Annotated in this window: 17 protein-coding genes and 1 tRNA gene; 8 read left to right on the forward strand and 10 right to left on the reverse strand. The window is 53.8% G+C overall.

The window, feature by feature from the left end:
- The first annotated feature begins 157 nt into the window (after nucleotides 1-157).
- The 3 genes from DYE26_RS19390 to DYE26_RS19400 all read left to right on the forward strand — a co-directional run bounded on the left by DYE26_RS19390 (nucleotide 158) and on the right by DYE26_RS19400 (nucleotide 3776).
- Nucleotides 158-937, forward strand: a complete 780-nt coding sequence (locus DYE26_RS19390; RefSeq protein ID WP_036626424.1) for a DUF1836 domain-containing protein — start codon at nucleotides 158-160, stop codon at nucleotides 935-937.
- A gap of 119 nt (nucleotides 938-1056) precedes the next feature.
- A complete protein-coding gene (locus DYE26_RS19395; protein ID WP_036626425.1) occupies nucleotides 1057-2055 on the forward strand; it encodes an ABC transporter substrate-binding protein in 999 nt (332 codons plus the stop codon).
- A 152-nt stretch (nucleotides 2056-2207) separates the two neighbouring features.
- Nucleotides 2208-3776 (forward strand): AraC family transcriptional regulator, encoded by a 1569-nt coding sequence (locus DYE26_RS19400; RefSeq protein WP_036626427.1) that lies wholly within the window; start codon nucleotides 2208-2210, stop codon nucleotides 3774-3776.
- 92 nt (nucleotides 3777-3868) lie between these two features.
- Here the strand turns inward: DYE26_RS19400 and DYE26_RS19405 are convergent, their stop codons facing one another.
- From DYE26_RS19405 to DYE26_RS19420, 4 genes are all read right to left on the reverse strand, one after another.
- Nucleotides 3869-4687, reverse strand: a complete 819-nt coding sequence (locus DYE26_RS19405; RefSeq protein ID WP_036626429.1) for a DUF2935 domain-containing protein — start codon at nucleotides 4685-4687, stop codon at nucleotides 3869-3871.
- 644 nt (nucleotides 4688-5331) lie between these two features.
- Nucleotides 5332-6984, reverse strand: a complete 1653-nt coding sequence (locus tag DYE26_RS19410) for a DUF4179 domain-containing protein (RefSeq protein ID WP_036626432.1) — start codon at nucleotides 6982-6984, stop codon at nucleotides 5332-5334.
- Nucleotides 6971-7507 carry an RNA polymerase sigma factor gene (locus DYE26_RS19415; protein WP_036626434.1) on the reverse strand — a complete coding sequence of 179 codons (537 nt, stop codon included), beginning with the start codon at nucleotides 7505-7507 and terminating at the stop codon, nucleotides 6971-6973. Before DYE26_RS19415 ends, DYE26_RS19410 begins: the two co-directional genes overlap by 14 nt.
- 233 nt (nucleotides 7508-7740) lie before the next feature.
- Nucleotides 7741-8760: an alpha/beta fold hydrolase gene (locus DYE26_RS19420; RefSeq protein WP_036628857.1), complete on the reverse strand. Its 1020-nt coding sequence runs from the start codon at nucleotides 8758-8760 to the stop codon at nucleotides 7741-7743.
- Between the two features lie 142 nt (nucleotides 8761-8902).
- Between DYE26_RS19420 and DYE26_RS19425 the strand changes: the two genes are divergently transcribed.
- Entirely contained in the window at nucleotides 8903-9811 is a 909-nt protein-coding gene (locus tag DYE26_RS19425; protein ID WP_036626435.1) for a LysR family transcriptional regulator, read from the forward strand.
- Between the two features lie 365 nt (nucleotides 9812-10176).
- On the opposite strand, the gene DYE26_RS19435 is transcribed toward DYE26_RS19425, so the two are convergent.
- From DYE26_RS19435 to DYE26_RS19445, 3 genes are all read right to left on the reverse strand, one after another.
- Nucleotides 10177-10545 carry a DUF1330 domain-containing protein gene (locus DYE26_RS19435; RefSeq protein WP_063836336.1) on the reverse strand — a complete coding sequence of 123 codons (369 nt, stop codon included), beginning with the start codon at nucleotides 10543-10545 and terminating at the stop codon, nucleotides 10177-10179.
- A 143-nt stretch (nucleotides 10546-10688) separates the two neighbouring features.
- Nucleotides 10689-10761, reverse strand: a tRNA-Thr gene (locus DYE26_RS19440).
- 193 nt (nucleotides 10762-10954) lie between these two features.
- Nucleotides 10955-11254, reverse strand: a complete 300-nt coding sequence (locus DYE26_RS19445; RefSeq protein ID WP_036626438.1) for an MTH1187 family thiamine-binding protein — start codon at nucleotides 11252-11254, stop codon at nucleotides 10955-10957.
- A gap of 789 nt (nucleotides 11255-12043) precedes the next feature.
- Between DYE26_RS19445 and DYE26_RS19450 the strand changes: the two genes are divergently transcribed.
- The 4 genes from DYE26_RS19450 to DYE26_RS19465 all read left to right on the forward strand — a co-directional run bounded on the left by DYE26_RS19450 (nucleotide 12044) and on the right by DYE26_RS19465 (nucleotide 17919).
- A complete protein-coding gene (locus DYE26_RS19450; protein ID WP_036626439.1) occupies nucleotides 12044-14029 on the forward strand; it encodes an anaerobic ribonucleoside triphosphate reductase in 1986 nt (661 codons plus the stop codon).
- The gene (gene nrdG / locus DYE26_RS19455; protein ID WP_036626440.1) at nucleotides 14026-14550 is read left to right on the forward strand and encodes an anaerobic ribonucleoside-triphosphate reductase activating protein; all 525 of its coding nucleotides are present in this window, start codon (nucleotides 14026-14028) and stop codon (nucleotides 14548-14550) included. The genes DYE26_RS19450 and nrdG overlap by 4 nt, the downstream gene beginning before the upstream one ends.
- 145 nt (nucleotides 14551-14695) lie before the next feature.
- Nucleotides 14696-16714 (forward strand): Na+/H+ antiporter, encoded by a 2019-nt coding sequence (locus DYE26_RS19460; protein ID WP_036626441.1) that lies wholly within the window; start codon nucleotides 14696-14698, stop codon nucleotides 16712-16714.
- 137 nt (nucleotides 16715-16851) lie between these two features.
- A complete protein-coding gene (locus DYE26_RS19465; RefSeq protein ID WP_036626442.1) occupies nucleotides 16852-17919 on the forward strand; it encodes a hypothetical protein in 1068 nt (355 codons plus the stop codon).
- A gap of 3 nt (nucleotides 17920-17922) precedes the next feature.
- Here DYE26_RS19465 and DYE26_RS19470 read toward each other — a convergent pair whose 3' ends face one another.
- From DYE26_RS19470 to DYE26_RS19480, 3 genes are read right to left on the reverse strand one after another with little or no spacing between them, the layout of a single operon-like run.
- A complete protein-coding gene (locus DYE26_RS19470) occupies nucleotides 17923-20721 on the reverse strand; it encodes a beta-mannosidase (RefSeq protein WP_036626443.1) in 2799 nt (932 codons plus the stop codon).
- A gap of 31 nt (nucleotides 20722-20752) precedes the next feature.
- Nucleotides 20753-22336, reverse strand: a complete 1584-nt coding sequence (locus tag DYE26_RS19475) for a helix-turn-helix domain-containing protein (protein ID WP_036626444.1) — start codon at nucleotides 22334-22336, stop codon at nucleotides 20753-20755.
- Nucleotides 22333-24381: a sensor histidine kinase gene (locus DYE26_RS19480; protein ID WP_036626445.1), complete on the reverse strand. Its 2049-nt coding sequence runs from the start codon at nucleotides 24379-24381 to the stop codon at nucleotides 22333-22335. Before DYE26_RS19480 ends, DYE26_RS19475 begins: the two co-directional genes overlap by 4 nt.
- Between the last annotated feature and the right edge of the window lie 438 nt (nucleotides 24382-24819).

The following is a 24819-nucleotide window of genomic DNA, read 5'->3' on the forward strand; positions in this document are numbered from 1 at the left end:
TATCAATATCCGACTTTGCCTGCTTTGGAGCAAATTGCTCCAAATTCGAACTTCTCCACGCCTCTTTAACCCGTAATGCCCGATTTGCTTCTTCTTTGACTTTTTCTCGCCACCGTCGTAAGATGAGTTCGTAAGAACTTATATGGAGGAATTGAACATGGAAACATTCCATCTCACCCGCAGTGAAATGTCGCAGCTCCTGCTTAGCCTGAGCGGTCAAAGCCAAAAAGCGCCCAAAAACATCCTCCAGGAAGCATGGGCGAAATCGCACAAGGAATTGATCGAAGGCGGCAACTCATTAGGCGCTTTTATCTCCACGGCTCTGCCCCCGATCTTTGAGAAGCTGATGAACATGAATCCAAACGATATAGGACTGTCGCTTAATGAAATCGTGGCCCTGGGTTCCCAGATTGAATACAACCATTTTGCGCTGACAGCGGTGCAAAATTGGGTGAAACGCGATTTGAAAGAGATTATCGGTACTCCGAGGTTAGGAAAGAAATATTCGATCGAACAGGCGGCAATTCTGTTCATTATTGAGGATTTACGGGCCGCGTTGGATCTGGAGTCCATCAGGAAGCTGCTTTTGCTGATCTTCCATAACTTTGACGATCAAGCCAAAGATCTCATCAGCCCCATCGATCTCTACGCGGGTTATTCCGGGATTTTCGAAGAGCTCGACCAGAACAACGACCAGGTGCTCGATCTGCAATCCGGCCACTTGAACAGAGACAAAAAACAGGATCATCTCATGGAAACGACCGTGAAGAAAAAAGCGGATGAATTTGCCCATGGCCTTGCCGGCTTAAATCCCCAGCAGCAGGAAGCGGTCAGCAATACGATCGTGATCGCCATGTTATCCGTTCAAACCACATATTTTCAAACTTTGGCCAAACGTTTCCTCAACGCTTCTCTCTTTTTGCACAATTTAAAGTAGGAAGACAGGTTGCAAAAAAAGTCCAAATAACCAAAAAAATATTCATTGTTGATCAACCGAAACTCGCGTAAAATGGTCCCTGTGTTGATAATCATTCTCATCGAAAGGGAGCGTCTAGCATGTATATCCCGAAGAAACGATCATTTGGGGCGCTGTTGCTGGCGGTGACGCTCACGTTGGGGCTGGCGGCCTGCGGTACGAGTAAGGAAGAGGCCGCGAACGGCACACCGGGCAGCAGCACGAATAAGGGGCAACCTCCTGCGAGTCATACGTACACCGACGCTTTAGGCCGCAAGGTCGAGATTCCGTCAGAGCCAAAGCGAATTGTGGCCCACTTCTATGCGCCGGAAATGGTGTCGTTGAACACCAAAATGGTAGGGACAAACTTTGCCAACGCCCGGTTGGTATTAGAAGAGGAACAACTGAAGGGCGTAGAGGATATTGGCGGTCAAGGTTCGGCTCCCAGTTTGGAAAAAGTCCTCGCGCTTGCCCCTGATCTGATTATCGTGCCGGATTTCCTGGATGCGGCCGCACTGGAGGGGTTGTCGAAAATTGCGCCTACCGTGACAATGCCCTACAGCGGCGATGTGTTCAGCCGAATCACGGCGCTGGGCGACATTATCGGCAAGCAAGACGAGGCCGCGGCTTGGATCAAACGTTACAAAGACAAGTCGGAACAAAAGAAAAAGGAGCTGGCTCCGCTCGTTGAAAAAGGACAAACCGCAGCGGCCTTCGTTGTTTTTCAGGACAAGCAGCTCTATATATACGGACCGCAGCGGCTCGGGCCCACGATGTACGATGCGCTCGGCTTTAAGCCTCCGGAAGCGTTGAAACGTCTGTTTGCCGAAAAAGAAAATGAAGATAAGATGTGGTTAACGATTTCTTTGGAGAAGTTGCCGGAGCTGGCCGGCGATCATATTTTTCTAGTCACGCAGGACGCCAACGAAGCTTCCCGTAAAGGTGTCGAGGAATTAATCCAAAACTCCGTCTGGAAAAGTCTGCCCGCTGTCCAAAATGGACAAGCCTATGTCGTGAGCAACCGGTGGGCTTTTAATGATTCGGTTACACTAGAGTGGCTTTTGGACGAAATGCCCAAAGTATTGAAGCCACAATCGTAAAGCAGCGCCGGCAGAGGTTCCGCATTCATCCATGCGGGGCCTCTTCTTATTATATGTGCACGGTATCCCGCTAAAATGGCCGCGTTGCTGGCGGATGGATAATTTGATAAAATCATGGATAATAAATTTGGAAACATTGGAGTTCTTCGACGATGAAGCATGAGCAATCCGATCCCTCCTCCCCATCGATCCCTATCCTATCCCTTCTTAATATCCGCCAATTTGACATTGCCGGCGGGAGCAATACGCAAAAGTATCGAAGCGAACATTATTCTATATGGTGGATCAAACAGGGTTCCGCGAACCTGGAGGTTGATGGAGCAACGCATCATCTCGGTCCTAACGGCTGCGTGCTGGTCCCTCCCCGTTCGATCGCCGGCCTGCTCCCTGCCGCCCCTGTTGCCGGAAACCTGCAGGCGTATGAGTTTGTGTTCATGTCCAATGAGGCGGCTGCGGCGCTTATCGGATATGTCACAACGGTCTTTTCCGTCAGTGGGGAATGCGTTTCCGGCTTATACGCCGTGCTGGATCAATGGGGCGCGGCCCGCGGGCTTGCGCTGCTCCGGCTTCAAGTCCGTTTTCAGGAGCTGGTGACACTGCTGCTTGAACAGCGGGACAGGAGCTCCAAATTCGGCGTAGAGCGGGAAGTGGAGGAAACGATTCATTACCTGCACCGCGAATATTCGAAGGATATCCGGATCGAAAGACTGGCGGAGCAAACGGCACTGAGCCGCTGGAAGTATAACGACATGTTCAAGAAAATGACCGGCAAAACACCGGTACAATATTTGACCGAGTTGCGAATAGACCGGGCCAAGCAGTTGCTGATCGGCTCCGATCAACGCTTGAAGGAAATCGCCGAGCAGACAGGCTTTCGGGACGAGTATTACTTCAGCAGACGATTCAAGCAAGCCGTTGGCGTGTCCCCTACCCAGTTTGTCCGTTTGCAGTCCCGGGATATCCGGATCTGTTCCTTGCATACGCTCGGCGATCTGCTGCCTCTCGGCGTCGTGCCCGTAGGTGCGAACCGTTTTTTGGCCGATCTTTATGGCGAAGAAGCACGTGATATTCAGCCGCTGGACGAGCCGCTCGATATGGAGAAGCTGCTCTCCCTGCAGCCCGACCTGATCATATGCCCCAGTTATATGCCCGAACCGCAATATGACCGTTTGGCCGCGGTTGCTCCAACCGCTCTGCTCGACTGGCATGACCACATTTACGCGCGGCTGTACAAGCTGGGCCGGCTGCTCGGCAGGGGCGATAAGGCCAAACTTTGGATCGAATCGTATCGGAACAAAGCGCGGAACATACGCCAAAAGCTGAAACCTTACGTGCAAAAAGGGGAAAGCGCCGCAGCTTTTGTATACCATCGCAACGAGCTTTACGTCTACGGCGGTCATAATTTCGGCCACACCTTATATGAAGGACTCGGTTTTGTCCCTCCGGACCGGGTCAGGATGTTAATGACGAAGTCGCTAAAGTGGAAAAAAATCGCGCTTGAGGACATTTCCCGTTACTCCGGAGACCGGGTATTCATGGCCGTCGAGAATAAGGACAGACACAGCAATGAATTCCAGGAAATGCTGCAAAGCGAAGCCTGGGGCAACCTCCCGGCCGTCGGCAATAAGTGCTCTTACATCGTAGAACATCGTTGGGGCCTTTATGATGCGTTGACATTGGAACGTCATTTGGATGAAATGCTGTTGCTGTTGACTCGCTGATTGTTACTATTAACGCAAAAAAACGCGGCCTCCGAAAACCTCGGAAACCGCGCCGGCCTGACATTCCGTTTATAATCACTATTCAGTCAATTTCAATGTAAAATTTCTTTCCTGTTTACCTTCATACCGGACAATGACCGATCAAACATGTCAAGAATAAACAAGAATCTTTCTGCTTCGCGGAAAACATGATCCGCTAACAAAGGATGAATGATGCTTTTTATTCGGCACTCTTCAATTAAGTCACGTGCAGTTTTCTTAAAATCACGCAATGATTTTACTGAAATGCGATTTTCATCAACAAATTGACTCAAAAGCGGATGTGTTTGCGACTCAGGGCGCATTGAGCTTAAATCGATAGCCTGATACATCAGCATGTCGAATTCGTGGCTAAACTCTCTTGCTTGCTCTACCAGTTTTCTTTCAGACGGATCAAGCAAATGACCTATAAACTTTGCGTGGTCGGCCATAATTTTCAGAAAAAATACATTCTCATCAATAATCGCATCAGCTAACGGTTCAAGCCTTCCGTTATTAAGCTCATCTAATCGGTTACTGAAATATCTTGCTTCCCGGCTAACATGATCTACAAGCAGAGGAAAGTTGTTGCCTCCGGGAAGTTTGCACCGTAATATCAGCCCGAGTACTTTCCTCTTAAACGCCCAAATGTGTGTGGCTGCATTGTGAACTTCTGAGTTGAACTGTCTGATGGTTTGGGGATCAGTATTTTCTGGATATGCATGAGCCCTTCTTTCGATATCCTCAAAGATCGCCTGGAATTGATTGGCCTCATCAATTAATTGAGTGTCCTCGCACCTAAAACCTAAGCGAAGGAAGAAGGAATGTTCCTTCATAATGCGTGACCAAAAACGTATCTCATCTAATGAACGTATAACAAAAGGATCCGACATCAATATCACTCCATTCAGAATCCGGTTATAATACATTGGCTTAATAACAGATTTTATGGGATTGGCTTGTTCCAATATGATATCGGCATAAAAAAATGTGGACTTTTTTTCTAACAAATCAAGATTTACAAAACTTAGTTAAATAAAGAACAAGGTGATATTATCAATAGGGTAAAAAATTGGGCAGTTATAGCACTAGTTTTCTGGGGAGTATTTCAAATTTTTATTATATACCAAAAAATTAATGTTCGGACAAATCAATATACCGTCACCTTATGAAAATATTGTTCAGCCAATAGGCCTGGTCATAATTATTCTACTCTCAATCATTTTTGCAATACTTTTGGTCAAAGGAAATAATAAACAATAACAAAAAAGAGTGGGGCTATATCGATATCCAGCCCACTCTTCTTTTGTACGTTCAACTACAGATCCATTTCTCTGTTTCACTATTTTGTGTCGAAAATTGATGGGCTCCACAATCGATTACGCCCTTTTGGTTGAGGCTGCCCCGTTATGCGGCTATCCGAAAACTAAGTGCACTTTCAAACAACATAGGGACAGGGAAATGGCTTTATCCGGACTAGGAGACCCCCTGTAATCTCGGCTGGGTTCTGTCGAATTGTCAAAGCGGCTGCATAACACTACTTCCTCGGCTTGACCTGAACGCGCAGCTCGTCCTCCGGCTGATTGGTCGTATAGTTATAAATGTAAATGTCCTGCTCGGTTTTGTTAAAGTTCTCGTACACGTCTATATTCTCATTACCCTCGTCCCCAAGCATGCGGATGAGCGCAGATTTCCCGTAATTTCGCTCCCCGCCGTCGAGATAATAGGTTTGATTCACCCCGCCAAAGGCCGGATCGCTGCTCCGGGATTCTACATACAAATTGCCGTCCTTCATATAATAGGTCCATGTGATCGGATACCCCGCGATGCTGGAGCTCGCGGTTTGCCGCTTCGTCGAGATGCCGGTTAGCCGGATCGGCTGGTTATCGCCCTTGTGCTCGTCGACACGGTGTTTCGCAATCAGTGTTATCGGCTCATTGGCCAACGCTTCCGGTGTAAGGCCGGCCATTTCGAACCGCAGTTCGGTTTGGGCCGGTTCATTGGAAACGGGCCAGAGTCCGCCCTCGAGAAGCTTGCCCCCAACATCCAGCTGATATTCCGTATAAGGCACCCCCGCGTATTTCTCTTCATGGGTCAACACAAGCCGAACCTGGGTTGGTGTAACGATCATTTCAGCGATTTTTGTTCCTCCCGGCACCTCCTTGAGCGGAATGTTCAGCTGGTCCTTAAACGAGCTGCGTTCCAGTTGCTTCTTTGAGAGGGCGGTATGGAGACTCCAGGTTCCAGCGGCCGTTCCCAGCGTACGGTCATATTTGAGCTGGAACGAGGTTCCTTCGGCCCGTAAGTCAGCTGCCGAATATATCTGCTGGTTCGAATATTCGTCAGAGGCTTCAGGTGTTCCGAATACGGAGGGCTTAGATTCCCGGATTCGCTCGCCTTTAGCGTTGACGGCTTCAATACGAACCCAGCTGTTATTCTGAAGCCACGAGTCGGTGAAGGAAATAACGGACTTCAGCAGCACCTGCCCCTCGGCTTGCTCGAAGGATTGCAGCGTAACGGTGCCGATACCGTCCTTCTGGATGGTGAATGTCTGGGTCTCCGCACGGTCGGGACGAAAATCGATGGCTTGGCTGCCGTCTCCGACGAAGCGGATGTTTTCCACGAAAAACTCCACATCGGCTTGAGGCTCATTGAGCACCCAATCCGTTTCGAAATACCCTTGATATACCTTAAGCTCCTCATTCCAATGATAGCTGTGGTTCCCCTCAATCACCCGGCCGTCGCCATCGCGAAGTCCGATATTCTCAAAGCTGATAGTCTCCCCTTTCCGGGCCGGACCGGGATCGAGGCTGTACAGAAGGAATGTCCGGTTCTCATCGGTAAAAGCGGTATGCAGCGTAAACGTTATGCCGTCCTGGGTGACCGACTGTTCGATCGTTTGGCCAAGGCCCTGTTCCAGGGCCGTCTGAATCCCGGCTCTGTAAGATAGAAGGTTCGACCAGTCGTACGTAACCGCTGCATATACTGGTGTAGCTATAAGGGCAACGGACAACGAGACGGCGATGGCGGTCCGTTTCCGGCTGCGTGGACGCGGAATTGCCGCTTCCCCGCCGGCGGCTATCCGCAGCTCGTCTTGGCGGATGCTGCTCCACATCCGCTCGAAATCCGGATAAGGCATCGTGTCCGCGTGTTTCATTTGTTTTTTTAACTGGCTTTCAATACGTTCCAATTCGTTCCTCTCCCTTCAACCATATGGGGTCGTTTTGTTCCAGTTTCTTGCGCATCATTTTCAACGCTTTATGAAGCCTTGATTTTACGGTTCCTTGCGGAATGCGCAGGGTTTCGGCGATTTCTGACATCGACAGTTCTCCGATATAGCGGAGGGTCACAACCGCCAGCAGCTTATCGGGCAACTGCTTCAGCAGCCTCTCCCATTCGGCGGAGGCCTCCTTCTCGAGCACGACCGCGTCCACAGGTTTAACCGCTGCTGCGACGGCGTGCTCATGCAGCCGCTGCACCTCGGATTGCTTCTCCCGCTTCGTCCGGTTTTTTCGGAGCAGGTTCAGACAGTGATTCATGGTAATGCGCATAATCCAGGCCCGCACATGCTCGATCCGCTGCCAGTCCTGCCGAAACACGGTGACGAAGACGTCATGGCATATATCCTCCGCGTCCTGCGCGTTCCGGAGCATATAGTAGCAGGTTCGGTAGACGTCTTTGTTGTAGCGATCAAACAGCTCGCGTTCCGTCAATTGCTGCACTCCTTTCTTTGCGTTATGTCTTATAAACAGATGACCCTTGAAAAGGGTTCATTTTTTTTAAAAACTATTCAATTAAGAACGAAAAGAATATTCAACTACTCTACAATAACAAAAGAACACCCGTCCCGCTCAATAGTGGGGCAAGTGTTCTTCCTGGTTTGGATGAGGTGTGTTAATCGCAAATCTGGCTATTCCTGACAGGACACTCTAAGGCTAACGATGATCTATCCGTTTGTACTAAGCGTGAGCAAGCGTTTTAGATTGTCATCAATAAATTGATTGTCGGCACTGTTGATTCCGCGACCGGCAAAATGCCCCCAAATCGACTTAATAGGGTTAAAAACAGCATTAGGCATAAGTTTAGCCTCGTATTCGTTATCGTCCGCCGTGCAGAAGAGGTCCGTGCTCCCCGGCATGACGCAGGCAAGCGCCTTAATGCTTCCCAGCGCCTCATCGAAATCTCCGTTATAGGAGGGGGTTGCACTAATATCTGCATGTTGGCCTGTCCATAACATAGCCAGGACATTGTGCGGATCCATCTTCATAAAGCTATTTTCCCAGACGCCAGCCACAAAATCCGCCAATGAGTCAAATCCCAGTTCACGATAAAGTTCCTCTCTGTAAAAGGCCTGCGATAAGCCCCAGCCCGCATAGACACGGCCAACGGCGCGCATGTCTGCGGTTGTCAACTGGTTTAGCTTGCTTGAATCGAAGCGGGCGGCAGCCATGAGCGCAGCTTTCATTCCGTCCAAGACCAAAAACGTTTGTGGCCAAGTCTTGGCAACTCCGGCGAAAGGCGCGATTCGTTCCACCATGTCCGGATAACTTGCCCCCCATTGGAATGCTTGAATGCCTCCCATTGACCAGCCAACGACGAGAGCGATCTTTTGAATCCCGAATTTTTCGGTCACCAGCCGATGCTGGAATTTAACGTTGTCATAGATGGTTACCTGCGGAAAATTAGCCCGGTCGAAAGGGTGCGGTGTGTTACTGGGAGATGAAGATAATCCGTTACCCAGCAGATTAGGAACGATAATGAAATATTCCCGCGGATTTAATGCCATGCCGTTTCCAATCAACCATTCATTCTGAACATGCGTGTCGCCAAAAGCAGTTGGATAGACGATGACATTATCTTTCTTTTCATTTAATCTGCCATAGGTCTTATAAGCTAGAAAAGCGCCCGGCAACGTCACTCCTGATTGCAAGCTTACGTCACCCAATTCAAAAATCTCATAATCCATCGTATTGTTTGCTCCCTTCAAAATGAACCCATGCATTTAGATGTATTTCTTGTTGTTAGTATAGATCTGTGATACCCTCAATAAAAGTGAATAGAATTCAAAGCAGTATTCAATAATATTGAAAGTAAAAGAGGCAAATATGATGGAATTACGCCAATTGATTACGTTCCGCACGGTTGCATCAACTTTAAATTTCACTCGGGCTGCTGAAGTGCTGGGCTATGTCCCCTCCAACGTCACGATGCAAATCAAAGCATTGGAGGATGAGCTTGGTGTTCGTCTTTTTGACCGCTTGGGCAAGCAGCTCGTTCTTACAGCTGCGGGCAAACGCTTTTTAACTCATATCCAAGGCGTTCTAAACAAATTGGACGAAGCTCGCAGCGCCGTTCATGACAATGAAGTGCTAAGCGGCACCCTAACGATAAGCGCCAATGAGGTTATTTGCGCCTATCGCCTTCCAGCTGTCTTTCAACGATTTCGTTCGCAGCATCCGGGAGTTCGTTTGATCTTCCGCTCCGTTCCAAATCAAGAGCTCAAGCAAACACTCTTTGAGGGAACCGCGGATGTTGTCTTTATGTTGGACGAACCCATTCGCTCAAGCGGACTTGCCGTGGAACCGTTGGTGGAAGAAACTTTCCGCTTGTTCGCTGCTCCAGATCACCCGCTTGCCAAACGAACTGAGCTGCAGCTGGAAGATTTCCACGGAGAAGTGTTCATGACAAATGAAAAGGGTTGTCCCTATCGAACCATGTTTGACCGGTCATTTGAGAAAGAGGGCATTGATAGTATTACGTATTTAGAGTTTCAAAGCGCTGAGGCCATTAAACAATGTGCAATTTCCGGAATCGGTATTGCCTTTCTTCCTGAAATCGTAGCGGAAGCCGAAGCTGAACGGGGCAAACTTGTTGCTCTTCCATGGCAAATTCCCGACTTGCACGTGTATACGCAGATGTCATGGCATAAAGACAAGTGGCTTTCACCAATCATGTTGTCTTTCATTGCAGCAGCAAGGGAGGTTCTCGCTATAGAGGAGGGGAATAAAACTGTTTAGCCTATTCATAAAAAATCTAGCTGGCGCCGTTCGCATACCTGGATACGGCCAGCTACAGGCGATGTGCCAAGGAGAATAATTAATGAAGCTTTCCACGAAGGAAGTAAAGAAAATTGTAATAGATCAGTGCTTATTCATTTGCATCATCGATCAAACGCCTTCAAATGATTCATTAAGTTTTAAAATATATCCATCAAATACTAAAACATCGCAATTCCTAATATTGTTTTCTTGGGAAGTTAATTGGTCCACTAACTTATGTAAACCAAGTGTTTGTGCGAGACTAGTTAAATATGCAATAAACAACGGCTGGGATTATATAAAAGAGAAAAGAATAGTGAAAATTGAGCAAGGCGATTTTTTGCTCAATGAACTAAGGTTGGATTCATAATTGATTCAACTAACGGAACACTTTTACGAATCGTTAATACGGCGGGACCAAGCTCCCGCAGCTTCCGCGAGAGTTGGGAGTTGGCCTTCGTTGCGGATTGGCGTAATTTAATCAGGGGGGCGTAAGCATCTGAGTAGTAAAGTTTCTGAGCAATTTCGTAATCTGGGAATTCATGGACGACAATCATAGCCGGTTTCCAGGTGCCCTCCAGCATTTTGGGCCGATCATCGAGGGACAAGTTGCGGAAGCCTGGAACCTCCTGCAAAATCGTATCTGCCTGAGCGGCATATTGTTTAAATACTTCCTCAATGGACTGTACGCTAATAGCAATTTTCCATAGCATTCTAAAATATAACCTGCAATAATTTAACGATTAACGTTTTAAAGCAATTAAGGGTAGAAAAATGGTGGAAGTTTCGCTTTTTACGAAAAAAAGCACGTCCCCCGAAAACCTCGGAAGCCGCGCCGTGCTTTACATTATGGAGATGCTGGTGAAGGGATTCGAACCCCCGACCTACGCATTACGAATGCGTTGCTCTACCAGCTGAGCTACACCAGCAAGTTCACTTTTAGCGAACAAAAATTATTATACCGCGTTTTAAAAAAAATGCAAGCCCTAAAGTTTGGAAATTTTACGCAAACCCGTTTTGCCCGGAATTTGTGGTGCTTCCGGCGCACATTGCGTGCCGCGCAACGGCACAACCACGTGGTCCTACCACACACGTGGTGCTGCCACAACCAAGCCGCTTGCACTACAGCTTCTCCCTCACGGATTGGAGCTTCTGCTCGGACGAACTCGCTTTGTCGCGGCGGTCGTCGATCTTGATTGAGGTCGACACCCGGCCGGCGCCCGCCTGGAACGGCGCTTCATGAATCGCCCGGATCGCCGCGAATACGTCGTCCAGCGCTCCTTCAATGATCGTGCTCATCGACGTCAGCGTGAACTTAATGCCTTCCTGCTTCTCCAATACCCGTTGCAGCTCGGCAACGTAGGAGCTGAGGCTGGTGCTGCCCGTACCAATCGGAATAACCGTTACTTCCGCAATCGCCATTTCCGTTCCCCTCACTTTACTGTATTTATTCCTATATTATTTTATCAATTCCCCGCCGGCAAATACAAACAAAAAAGGGCTCAACAACATAAGGGCAAAAAATGTCGTTATTCCGCCGCTATCCCCTATTGAAAGAGAGATAAAGGCAATTTATGTCGCTATTTTCTCGGACCGTAACAAAATACCCGCAATCTGTACCGTTCATAGGGAAATAAGAACAAAAAATACCGCTAATGGGGATGAACATGCTCAGCCCCGGATAATAAGTACATAAAGTTCCGTTATTCTGAAGGCTGGCGGTCGGCCGTCCAGTAACCGATGGTTAGCCGACGAGCGGTTTGCCATCCCAGTAACCGCCGGTTTGCCAATGGTCGGTCAGTAGGTTCGCCGTTCCAATAACCGACTGTCAAGCCCCGATTTCTAGGTTGAACCACCAAAAAAATTAAAAAAATTTTTTCGTTCCCCGCTCCGCGCATCACCTGTGGGCTCCGGCGGTTTTGTCCCGGCTTCCGGCCTGTCCATGTGATGCAAGTCACACTTTAAACACAATATATTGTGCTAATCTTGTTTCAGAGAATCAAAATATAGTGTGAACCACTAAAACCTGCGAGGAACAGGCAGGATGTCCGTATGCAGCTTTTACATATGCCTTATTGGATCGACAGCCGTTGTAGTTGTAGAAGAGTCTTCATTAGGCAGCGCATTCGGGCATGTTCAACCTGGGCAGGTTGGAGATGCCTTTTTACTTAGCGTTAAATAAATTAGCTTTTGGGGAGGAGCATTTAGATTATGGCATTGCTAAACCAAACCTTCACCGGCCGGGATACCATGCTGGATGAAGTCATTCAAATGGGCGAGGAAATCATTCAAAGCCGCAACCTGGAGGTGCTGCGCGAGAACGCGAATTTGAACGGCGAAAGCTTCTCGGGGAAAATGAGCAAATTCGGCAGCGAGTACGCCAGATGGTATGCGACGCATTTCATCTTGCCCAAACGGGTGGTGCAGGCGATTCAAGACAATATCGTCTACGTGCATGATCTTGATCAATATGCGATCGGAACGACGAACTGCATTTTCATCCCGTTCGAAAAGCTGCTGCGCGAAGGCTTCAACACCGGCAACGGCAGCGTCAGACCGCCGAATTCGATCATGACCGCGATGGCGCTGGTGGCGATCATTTTCCAATCCCAGCAAAACTCCCAGTACGGCGGCGTATCGGCCAACAAGCTGGATTTCGACCTCGCTCCCTACGTGGCCAAATCGTTCGAGAAATATTTCCGCAAAGGCCTGGAATATTTCGAAGAAGGCGCCCGCGATGCCGAATTGGCCGGGAATGGGGACGTCTCGATGAGCCGCAGCGACCTGCAGGAGCGTTATCCGAAATCGTTTAAATTTGCGCTGAAGGAAACCGAAACCGAAACGCTGCAGGCGGCCGAAAGCCTGATCCACAACCTCAACACGATGTCGAGCCGGGCCGGCGGGCAAATCCCCTTCACCAGCATCAACTACGGCACCTGCACATCGCTTGAAGGGCAAATGGTGATCAACTCCCTGCTGACGGCCACGATGCGGGGGCTGGGCAGCGGGGAAACGCCGATTTTCCCGATCCAGATTTTTAAATGCAAACAAGGCGTCAACCAGAACCCGGACGAACCGAATTACGGCCTGTTCCTGAAAGCGGTGGAATGCTCGGCCAAGCGGCTGTATCCGAATTTTGCCAATCTGGACGCCCCGCTCAACCTGATGCATTACGATCCGAGCGATCCGGACACGGAATTCGCCACGATGGGCTGCCGCACCCGGGTGCTGGCCGACCGGTTCGGCCGGAACCATCTTTCCGGCAAAGGCAACCTGTCGTTCAACACGCTGAACCTGGTCAAGCTGGGCCTCGAGCACGGCATTGCGCTGGGACGGCGGACAGAGGCGGACGAGCGCGGCTTCTACCGCGAGCTGACGCATTATATGGACATCGCGCTGGAAGGGCTGCTGCACCGTTTCAAAATTCAAGCCGCTCAAAAAGCCAAAGCATCCGACTTTATGATGCGCGAAGGCGTGTGGGAAGGCGGCGAACAGCTTGGACCGGAGGACCCTGTCGGCGATTTGCTCAAGCACGGCAGCTTGTCGATCGGGTTCATCGGGCTGGCGGAATGCATGAAGGCGATGTACGGCAAGCACCACGGGGAGGATGAAGCGGTCTATCAAAAAGCGTACGAAATCATCGCCTACATGCGCGATTACTGCGACCGCCAAAGTGAAATCCACAACCTGAACATCACGTTGTTCGCCACCCCGGCGGAAGGCTTGTCCGGAAAATTCACGAAACGCGACCGCGCGGTTTACGGTCCGATTCCCGGCGTGGCGGACAGAGAGTACTACACCAATTCGTTCCACATCCCGGTGTATTACAACATCAGCGCGGCAAGAAAAATCGAGCTGGAAGCCAAGTTCCACGGGCTTTGCAACGCGGGAGCAATTTCGTACATCGAACTTAACGGCAATGCCCGGAACAATCAGGCCGCTTTTCTGAAAATCGTTCAATACGCCCTGCAGCAGCAAGTCAGCTATTTCAGCATCAACCATCCGATCGACCGCTGCTCGGCCTGCGGCTACGAAGGCATCATCGGGGCGACCTGTCCTTCCTGCGGCAGCCATGAGAACGACGTGCACATCCGCCGCCTGCGCCGGGTCACCGGGTATCTGACGGGGGATTACCAAACGCGGTTCAACGCCGCCAAACAAGCGGAAGTCCGCGACCGGGTCAAACACGACGCATGAATATTTGCGGCTACTACCCGGAATCCATCAATGAAGGCGAAGGCCTGCGGGCCGCAATCTTCATCAGCGGCTGCCGCCATTACTGCAAGGGCTGCTTCAGCCCGGAGACGTGGAATTTCAATTACGGCGAGCCGTTTACGCCAGAGCGGGAAGCGGAAATCATTCATGACATTAAAAATAATCCCCTGCTGAGCGGTCTAACGATCCTCGGCGGAGACCCCTTTTTCTCCGCCGCCGAGGTCAGCGGGTTTATCGACCGGCTTGTGGCGGAGACCGGGCCGATTTCGATTTGGATTTACAGCGGGTATACGTATGAGGAATTGACAGAGCATCCCGGTTCCCCCGAATATGAGCTGCTGCGGCGCTGCGAGGTGCTGGTGGACGGGCGTTTCGTCCAAGAGCTTCGCGACCCTGCCCTGCTCTATTGCGGCAGCTCGAACCAACGGCTGATCGATATCCGGCGAAGCCTGGACAGCGGACAAGCGGTTCTTTGGGAGCCAAGCCTCCCGTTCATGCGATAAATATAATCCTCGAAGAGCGCAGATGGCTGCGCTCTTTTTTTTCGAACGCCTCCCCAAGCGCTTGTTAATCTTCAGTTTAAAAAGTGGGATATAATAGAATAATGTCGACTTGCAATGCAATCCGTTCGGGAAGGAAGTTTGATACATGGATTTGTTGATTACGGTTATTTTACTGCTTATCTGTCTAGTCGTTTCCAACATCATCAGCCACTACATTCCGTTTATCCCCACCGCGCTCACCCAAATCGTGTTTGGCATCGCCATCGCGCTGGCGTTCAACGGGATTCATCTGAAGATCGAAACGGAATGGTTTTTGCTGTTGTTCGTAGCCCCGCTGCTGTACAACGACGGAAGGCACTTCCCCCGCGAAGAGCTGTGGAAAATGAAGGGGCCCATTTTCGGCAACGCCATCGTCCTCGTTCTGCTGACCACAATCGGCGGCGGTTATTTCATCCACGCGATCATTCCGGAAATCCCGCTCGTCGCCGCCTTCGCGCTGGCCGCGATTCTGTCGCCGACCGACCCCGTCGCCGTAAACGGGATCGCCAAGCGGATTCATATTCCGGACAAAGTGCTGAATCTTGTCCGCGGCGAGTCGCTGATCAACGACGCTTCCGGTCTGGTTGCCTTCAACTATGCGGTCGCGGCGGTCGTAACCGGCTATTTTTCGCTAAGGGAAGCCGTTTACGACTTTACATACATGTTTATCCTCGGGGCCGTTTTGGGCCTCGTGCTCAGCCTGGTCATGACCTGGCTGCGGTTTTCGCTCCGCAAACAGGGCATTCAGGACGCCACCCTGCATTCGCTGCTGCAGATTCTGACTCCGTTTCTTATTTTTATCGTCACCGAAAACCTCCTGCACGCTTCCGGCGTCATTGCGGTCGTCGTGGGCGGCATCCTCCATTCCCTGCTGCGGGAACGAACGGAAACGCTGCTCGCCGAGGAGCAGGTCTTGACGGAAAATATATGGCAAACCGTGCTGTTCATCCTGAACGGGGTCGTCTTCCTGCTGCTGGGGCTGATCATCCCCTCGTCCATGCGCGCCACGGTGGAAAATCCCAACATCGGCAATACGCAGGCGATCGGCTACGTTTTGGCCATCGGGATTGCCATATTGGCGATTCGTTTTGTCTGGTCTTATTTCTTCTCGCTGTACGATTACAAAGTCTCCAAGTCGCAGGAAACCCCCAAGCCTTCCGTTAAAAACAGCCTCCTGGTTAGTCTGACGGGCGTTCGCGGCGCCGTTACGATGGCCGGGGTGTTGTCCATTCCGTACGTGGTCGCCAGCGGACAGGCTTTTCCCGAACGGTCGCTCATCCTGTTTTTGGCCGCGGGCGTGATTTTATTCACCCTGATCGCGGCCACCCTCTTGCTGCCGCTATTCAGCAAAGGGGCGGCCGAGGGCGAAGAAACGGGCGAGTACATCGATATGGCCGAAGCCCGAAGCCGGCTGCTGCGGGTCGCGCTGCAGAAGATCAAGGCCGAAATGAACGATTACAATAAAACCGCCGCCTATCAATTAATGGACGAATACAAAATGCTGTTCCGCCCCATGTATCTTCAGCAGGACGCTCACAGGCTGGAGCGGTCGGAAGCTTTGGGGAGAATGACCGAAATCCAGCTTGGGGCGTTAAAAGCCGAGCGGAATTACATTCACGAAACGATGCAAAGCGGCGGAATGAGCAAAGAAATGTTCGAAACTTTCGAGAAGGCGCTGGACCTTCGCGAAGAAGGGCTCTGCAGAACCGCCCGCGCCCGGATTTCGTTCCTGATCGGCAGCGCCGTCCGCGACTGGCGGCGGGCCACCCGCAAATACCGGCAGTTCGCCGGGCTTCACCCCGGCCAGAAAATCCAGGTTGAGGCGCTGCAAGCGGCGCTTGAGTACTTGAAGGGCCTAACCCGGGAAAACGAACAGGACCCCGCCCTGCAAAGAGTGATTCTCCAGTACAAGCGGGTCATCGCCCAATTGACCGGTCCAGGGCCGCAATTCAGCGAACAGATGGAAGCGCAAAAAGAAGAACTGCGGATCCAGGTGATGGATGCCGAACGCGCGGAAATCCACAACATGTACGAAGCCGGCAGCATCAATTGGGAACAGGCCAGGGAGCTCAGAAGAATGGTCAACCAGGTCGAAAGCGTCACGCTGATCGAACACGCGGAATAAAAAGAATGGCAAACAAGGGGCGTTCCGGTTGGCCTTACCAACCTTTGGAGCGGCCCTTTTTTTCAGCGTAAGGAACCTTTTCTCCCGCTCGTTCGTCAAGTAAACAAGATATATTACGGAAGGAAGTGTACCTGCAAATGCCGCAATGGGCTGTAAAAATCATGCTGTCACTGTCGGTAACCGCGATGTTGGCGGGAGCTTTATTAACGGGGTGCGCCGATAAAAAAGGGGCTGCCGGCCCGGGACCCGGGCAAACCGGTACAGAGCAAAACGCGCCGGGGCAGGGACAAGCAAACAACGCTAACGGAAGCGAAAACGGCGGCGGAAGCGATGGCGGAAATGGTGGCGGAAGTGGCGCTGCGGCGGCATCCGGCTCCGAACAAAACCGCATCCTTGAACAGTTTGAGCGTCTGCAAGCCGGCCAATCCGAGGCCAAGGACTATTTGGCCTTTTTCGATGAGCATTTGGCCGCCCTGCCCCAGGACGACGCCGACCGGCTGATGCAGAAACTGCTCGCTTTTTACGGGGAAGACCTGCTCAAAACGCAGGATAAATTCGCCGAAGAAGCCGTCCTCCAGGCGCTCGGCGAACTTGGCTGGCCCATTTCGGACGAACAGCTGAAGCAGATCAAAGACGCTGCCGTCCGCCAAACCGTCCTGGGCGCCCTGGCCGGCGGCTACAAGCTGGAAACGGCCGAAGGCACGGTGTTTCCCGTGGTCGACTACGGAGCGCTTAAAAAATACAATTCGGCGCTAAGCGAAAAAATGCAGGACTTTATCGCGCTGCTCGCCCTGGATTCGGACGCCAAAATGGCCAGCGACGGCGGGCTCGTCATCACTTGGGATGAATTGGCCAAGCGGACCGCCGCCGCCGAACAATATTTTACGCAGTATGCAGGTACGCCTGAGGCCGAGCAAGCTAAAAAGCTGTTTTATACCCGCTATCTGACCACCTATCTTTACGGGCTGGACAATACGCCGATTTTCGATTTCGACACCTTCAAGTTAACCGACGAAGTCAAAGCCAGTTACGAACACACGGTCAAAACGTACCCGAGCACAAAAACGGCCGCAGCCGTGCAAGGCTTTCTGAACGTGATGAAAAGTACGGATTGGCAGGTGTTCACCAAAGAAAAAGGCATGCAAACCGATATCCCCGCGGTAAAACAATACCGCGACCGCGTTCTCGCCGGAGATGCGGATTAAGCCTTAGATCCCGCAGGTGCCGCGTTTGCCGTTCAAAGCGGAAACCCGCAGCTTTGCCCATGGCAGCAGCTGCCCTTTCGGATGGCTTATGTGCACCGTCCGGCTTTCCCCGGGAAGCAGGTCAAAGTAGTTGTCGCTATAGCGGACGCGGCCCAGCGGCAGCTCCAGCTTCACGAACCGCGCGGCCCCCGGCCCCGCCGCGGTTACCGTCGCCGTTTGCGCCGCCTCGTCCACCCGCACGTCCAGCCGCGTTTCCGGCAGGCGCAAATCCTTCGGGTCGCGCAAGTAGTAGCGGTTCGCCGGGGCGGCAAAACCGGAGGCGGTCAGCACCGCCGCGACCTCTTCCGGAGCGGCTCCGCGCAAGGCGGCCGCTTCCTCCAGCGCGCCGATCCGCACCGTGGATTGCGGCGGAATGTCCGCCGCAAAAGCGGCCCGGGACAAGACGCCCCCGCCGCTCAAGGCGTGCACCGTCAGCTCCACCGTTCCCCGCAGCGGCTCCAGCGTGTCATTGACCACCCACACCTTCAGCGGTTCGCCCGGCTCATGCTCCAATGAAAGCAGCACGGGGTTATAAAACGTTTTGGCATAATAAAAAGAAGCCTTCGGCAGCAGTTCGTAATCGATCATCGACCAGCTCGTGCCCGGCCAACTGTCGTTAAGCTGCCAGACGAGCGCGCCGCTATTGCGGTGTCGGTTCCGCCGGAAATGCTCGATCCCGTACTTCAACCCCTCGGCCTGAGTCAGCATCGAAAAATCCATGTATTCCTCGATATCGCGGGGAATCCCGGTATAGCCTTCCATCAGCAAAATGCCTTTGCGGTGGTTCGTATCCTTGTTGCGGTAAGCCATCTCCGCGCTCCCCCAGACAAACTGGCCGGCGGGGATGTTTTTTTCCAGCGTGTAGCGGTTCGCCGCGGCATGCATGCCGAATTCGCTGCTGAACAAGGCGAAATCCTGCTTGTATTTTTTGAACGTTACGCCCTCGACGCTGTAATCGAGCCGCGGCTTCTCCCCCTGCATCCGCGGATACACCGAACCGTGCCACACCTGCCAGTTATGGCGGTCTCCGGTGTGCGGATCGTTGGCGTCGTAACCGCCGCTTGCCCCGTAAGGCGAAGAAGGCCAATACGGGCGGGCCGGGTCCAGCTCAGCCAGCACCTCCGGAATCAGCTCATGATAAATGCGCTCCCCGAAGAAGGGCCCGGTTATGTCCCCGGCGGCGCTTTTCATGTCGTACAGCCAGTCGATTTCATTGTTGCCGCACCAGAGCGCGAGGGACGCGCGGTTGCGCAATCTTTTGACGTTATCGATGACTTCGTGCCGCACGTTGTCCATAAAGTCCTGGTTGAAATCGGGGAACAACGCGTTGGCGAAGGCAAAATCCTGCCACACCAGCACGCCCTGCCGGTCGCATTCGTCGTAAAAGACATCTTTTTCGTAAATGCCTCCCGCCCAGACGCGCAGCATGTTCATATTTCCTTCTACCGCTAGATCGATCAGCCCGCGATAGGTGGACTCCGAAATCGAGCCGATCAGGTTGTCGGCCGGAATCCAGTTGGCGCCTTTGGCATAAACCTTAACCCCGTTAAGGATAAAAGCAAACGCGTTGCCGCCTTCGCCGTTCCGCAGAGCAAGCTCCAGCGTGCGGATGCCGAACGGCTGTATGCAGCGGTCAACCTCCTCGCCTTCGGCGCGCAGCACGACCTCCAGCGTGTACAAGTACGGCTCGCCCAAATCGTGCGTCCACCACAGCCGGGGAGCGCGGACCCGCAGCTCGGTCTCGGCCCGGCCAAAAGCTCTGCCGGCCCCATGGGTGTGGGCGGTTCCGCTGCCGGTCCCGCCGCTGTTAGCACCGGCGCTTCCCAGGCTGCTCTCGCCCCCGCTATCACCGGCGCATCTCAAGCCGCCGTCGCTGCTGCCTGCGCCGCTTGTGTTGCCTGCCCCGCCATCGCTGCCTGTGCTGCTTACGCCACTACCGCCGTCATCACCTTCACCAACGAGACTACCTGCGCCTTCGGCAGCGCCGCCTTGTCCCGCCTGGCGGTCCTTGGGGACCGCCAGGACGGCGCATGCCGCCTCCAGCCCTTCGGCATCCAGCAAGCGGACCACGACCTCGGCCTGCGTCCCTTTCCGGAAAGCTTCGGCCTCCGCGCTAAAATGAAGCACCGCTTCCCCGGACTCCACGGACCGCGTGCAAGCGTACACGCCGGTCAGCTTGGCCAGCTTGCGGCGCGTGAGGCGCACCTTGCCCCAGATGCCCGCAGTCACGATTCTCGGTCCCCAGTCCCAGCCGAAATTCATCGCCGCCTTGCGGATCCAGGGCCGTTCTTTCGTATAGGAGGACCACTCGAGCTGCTCCTTATCCCGGTGATGCAGATGCAGCGGATCGAACCTGACGGCCAGCACGTTCCAGCCCTCGCGCACAATCCGCGTCACATCGAAAACATACTCCCGGAACATGTTGGCCGTCCTGCCGATTTCATGCCCGTTGACGTAAACCGCCGCAAACGTATCCAGCCCCTCGAACTTAAGCTCGATTCGCTCCCCTTGCTCCGGCGCGGCGTCCAATGTAAACGGTGTGCGGTACCACCATTCATTGTGCTCGATCCAGCGGCATTTGGCATCGTTATGCCCAAAATACGGAGGATCGATGATGCTCCGTTCCAGCAGCGCCGAATGCACGTCCCCCGGCACGGCGGCGTCGATCCAAAAGCGGTCGTCCAACCCCCGTGCCGCCAGTTCATGGGCAGGCTTTTCCCCTACTTCAAAATGCTGCAGTTTCCAAGGACCCGACAATTCCATGCTGCTTCCCTACTTCCCGAAAAAATTTGGTTTATGCTTCCCCATACAGCAAACCGCCGTCCAGCGCCTCCTCGCGGAACTCGCTGGGCGTTTTTCCCGTGTGCTTTCTGAACAGGCGGCTGAAATACTTCACGTCCTCATACCCGGTCATCGCCGCGACTTCGCTCACTTTGGCCGGGGTCACCGCCAGCAGGTTCATCGCCCGGCGCATCCGCATCCCGGTGACGAAGTCGCCGAAGGTGCTCCCGGTTTCCTTTTTGAACAGCTCGCTCAGATGGCCGGGGTGAAGGTGCACGTACGCGGCCACGCGCTGCAGGCTGAGCGCCTCCGCCGGGCAGGACGCCATATACGCTTTGGCCCGTTGAACGTGGGACATTTGACTGCCGCCGAGCGACGTATGATACATATTCATAATGCCGAGCAGATGCCGGAACAGCTCATCCTTCAGCCTTCCGTCTTCCGGCTGTTCCTGGAGCCAGGGCTGGAGGCGCACCTTCTCCTCCCGGCCGACGGCGCGGAGCGTCCGCTCCAGCCAGCGATGCCCGATGGCCGCGGCCGAATGAAGGCAGGCCCGGAACGATTCGGGCGTGCACTCCGGGTCCGCCGCAAGCGTATCGGCCAATTCCTGCGTCCACGCTCTTAACGTCATCCGGTCATGGTCCAGCAAAATCATCCCCAGGGCGGTTTCCTCCTCCTGGGTCAATACCGTTTTTCCGCCTTTCCGTCCCGCCAAATCGGCATAATCAAACATCGTCCCCGGCAGCAAATCATGGTATCTGAATGCGGCGGCTGCCGTGACGTAACTCCGATGCGCCTGCTCCTCCCCCGCCACCGTCTCTCCCGCGGCCACCCGCAGCCGGCACTTGAGCAAGCCTTCAATCCGCTCGAAGGCGCCTTTAAACCGCTGGACCCCGGAAGGCTCACCGGCGGTAAGCGGGACGGCGCAGACGATGAATTCCCGGTAGATCAGCACCGCGGCGCCAGGGATCAAATCCTCCAGCATGTTCTGCACGGCAAACCGGAGCAGTCCGCCGGCCGCTCCGTTCGTCCCCCAGCCGTCGGCGCACAGAAGCAGCACCTGCCAGCGGTCCGCTTGTTTTGCCGCCCTTCTTCCTCCTGTTTCCGCATCTCCGGCGGCAAAAACGTCCCCGGCTAACGGCTCGCCCTCAACGATCCACTTAAGCAGCAGCCGCTGCCGCTCCTCGCGGGCCAGCCGCAATGCCCGCGAATCTTCGGCGCGGCGCTCCGCGATCCGCTGCTTGGCCTGCAGCACCGTCTTGATGATCTCCTCCGGCTTGCTCGTTTTGAGCAAGTAGTCGCCGACCCCTTGGCGGATCGCCTGCTGAGTATAGGCAAAATCCCCATAACCGGACAGGATGATGACCTCCAGCGCGGGCAGCATCCGTTTCGCTTCCTCGGCCAGTTGGAGTCCGTTTTTGCCGCTCATGCGGATATCCGTCATCAGAATATCCGGCTTCTCCTCCCGGATGCGCTTCAGCGCTTCTTCGGCCGAAGCCGCCGGAGCCAGCAGCGTCAGCCCCAGCTCGTTCCAGGCGATAACGCTCGCCAGTCCGGTCCGGATAATGACCTCGTCGTCAACGATCAACAATTTCATGGCGATACCTCCATGATCGGAATAGAGAACGAAACCTCCGTCCCCTCGCCTTCCCGGCTGTCCACTTCCAGTCCCGAGTCCCGGCCGTAATGCAGCAGCAGCCTTTCGTGCACATTGCCGAGCCCGTATCCGGTGTTGGGGACGGCTTCTCCCGGAGCGTCCCGCACGGTATCGGGATCGGGATCAGGATCAGGATTAGCCTCACTCCGAGCCATCTGCCCCCCATCGTAACCAGCCTCCTCCTGAGTCTCCCGCACAGCAGGAGCAGCAGCTCCGCTACGAGTCTCCAGGCCCCCGCCGGCAGCAGCTCCTCGGACCGCAGCGCCCGCTGCTCCGTGAGCCACAGCGGCAACTGCTCCTTGGGCCACAGCGGCAGCTGCTCTTTCACGAGTCTCCCGAACCGCAGCGGGAACAGCTCCCCCCCGAGTCCGCAGCTCCAGCACCCGGCGCACCTCGGCCAGCCGCTCCGAGGTCATGCCGGGTCCGTCATCCAGGACCGCCACTTTCATCCGCCTTCCTTCCCGCTGGATCAGAACGGTGATCGTTCCGGGACCTTCGCGTTTCTGAATGCCGTGGATCAGCGCGTTTTCCACCAGAGGCTGGAGCAGCAGCTTCAGCATCCATTTGTCCAGCAGCCCTTCATCAACGATATAGTCGACGGCAAATTTGTCGGGAAAACGGATCGACTGCACCCGCGCGTAATTCCGGATATGCGCCAGTTCCTGCTCCACCGGGCAGTACTCCTTGCCTTGATTCAGGCTGATCCGCAAAAAGTCGCTAAGCCCCTCAACCATCTCGGCTATCCGCTTCTCGTCCGCCATCAGGGCGATCCAATGGATCGAGGACAAGGTGTTGTACAAAAAATGCGGGTTGATCTGCGCTTGAAGCGCCCGCAGATCGGCCTCCTTCTTGCGCGCTTCGCCGCGGATGACCTCCCGCTTAAGCCGTTCGATATGCGCGCCAAGCATATTGTAGCTTCGGCCGAGCCGGCCGATTTCATCGTCCGTGGCAACCGGAAAACGCGGCAGCGGCCGCTCCGGATCGATCCGCGACAGATGGCGGGTCAAAACGCGCAGCGGCCGCGTGATCCGGCGCACCGTCAGCCAGATCAGCGCAGCGCAGACCGCCACGGACACCCCTACGACAGCGGCCGTCAGCGTCAGAATGTAGCGGTTTTCGGCGTGGTACTGCTCATACGGCACCGTCCCAAGCAAAATCCAGCCGGTGAGCGGCTCCCGGCGGTACAGGACGGTCGACTTTCCCCCGCCTTCGCCGTATATGACGCTGCCGCTCCCGTTCTGCTGCCGGCCGGCGTCTTCCGTCAGCAGTGCGAGCAGGCCGGGCGCATAGGCGGCCAACGGCCGGCCCAGCCGCGACTTGTCGGCGGAGGAGAGAATGGTTCCCTCCGCGCTGATCAGTTCAATCCTGCCCGCCCCCTGGCCGAAATCCGGCGCATTCCAATTCCGCGATACTTCCCGCTCATCCAGGCTGATCGCCAGCCATCCGAGACGGCGGAAATCGTAGATGCTGCGGATCGACCGAAACAAGGTAATGACCTGCGTATCCCCGGCATAATCACGAATCCGGTAAACGTCCGACCACCTTTTTCCGCCGGCGGCGATAGCTTCCTTAGCGGCCGCGGGAAGCTCGCTTTCGTACCAAGTGGCCGTGGACAAACCGACGTCAAACCGCTCCGGGTAAACGGCGATATTGGCGATATAATGCTTGGAGGCGGCCAGATTCGTCATGCGCCCGACAAGCGCCGTCCGTTCGGCTTCCACATCCTCGTTTCTGCTTAGATAGGCCTGTAAATCGCGCTCCCCGATCAGGAAGATCGACAGCGTCTCGATGTCCTCCAGCATAAACCGCAGGTTGGCGTCCATCTGCTTCAGCATGTCGCTGCCGGTCAGCTTGGTTTTTTCCTCGGTGATGTTGGAGGAGATCAAAAAGGCAAACAGACCAAGCGCCAGCATCGGCACGATCATAGACCCCGCGATCACTACCGACAGCCGCCGCTGCAGCGATGAAGTCAGCCAACCTCGCATGATGCCCCTCCCCTTCTCTCTAAGGTGATATGGAAACCGTCTACTCTGACTTGCTTTGTTGGCCCCCCGCCAAGGCCCGGACTTCGGTTTTGAGCCAAAATAAGGACTTAAATTGTCGTTATCCCAGAAATATCCTTCCATTCGAGAAAAATAAAGGCATTTTATGTCGCTATTTTCTCGACTCGCAAGGAAATTCCCGAATTCTGGTCCGTTCACAGGAAAATAAGTACATAAAACGCCGTTAATGGAAGTAAACACGCTAGAGCTTGGATAATAAGTACACAAAGTGCCGCTATTCTGAAGGGCGATGGTCCTCGTTCCAGATGTTCGTCGTCCCAGATGACTGTCGTTCCAGTGACCGCCGTTCCAGACGATCGCCATTCCAGTTAATCCTCGTTCCAGTTAATCCTCGTTCCAGTTGACCGCCATTTCCGGACG

The organism is Paenibacillus macerans (assembly GCF_900454495.1).
In the GTDB taxonomy this organism is placed as follows: domain Bacteria; phylum Bacillota; class Bacilli; order Paenibacillales; family Paenibacillaceae; genus Fontibacillus; species Fontibacillus macerans.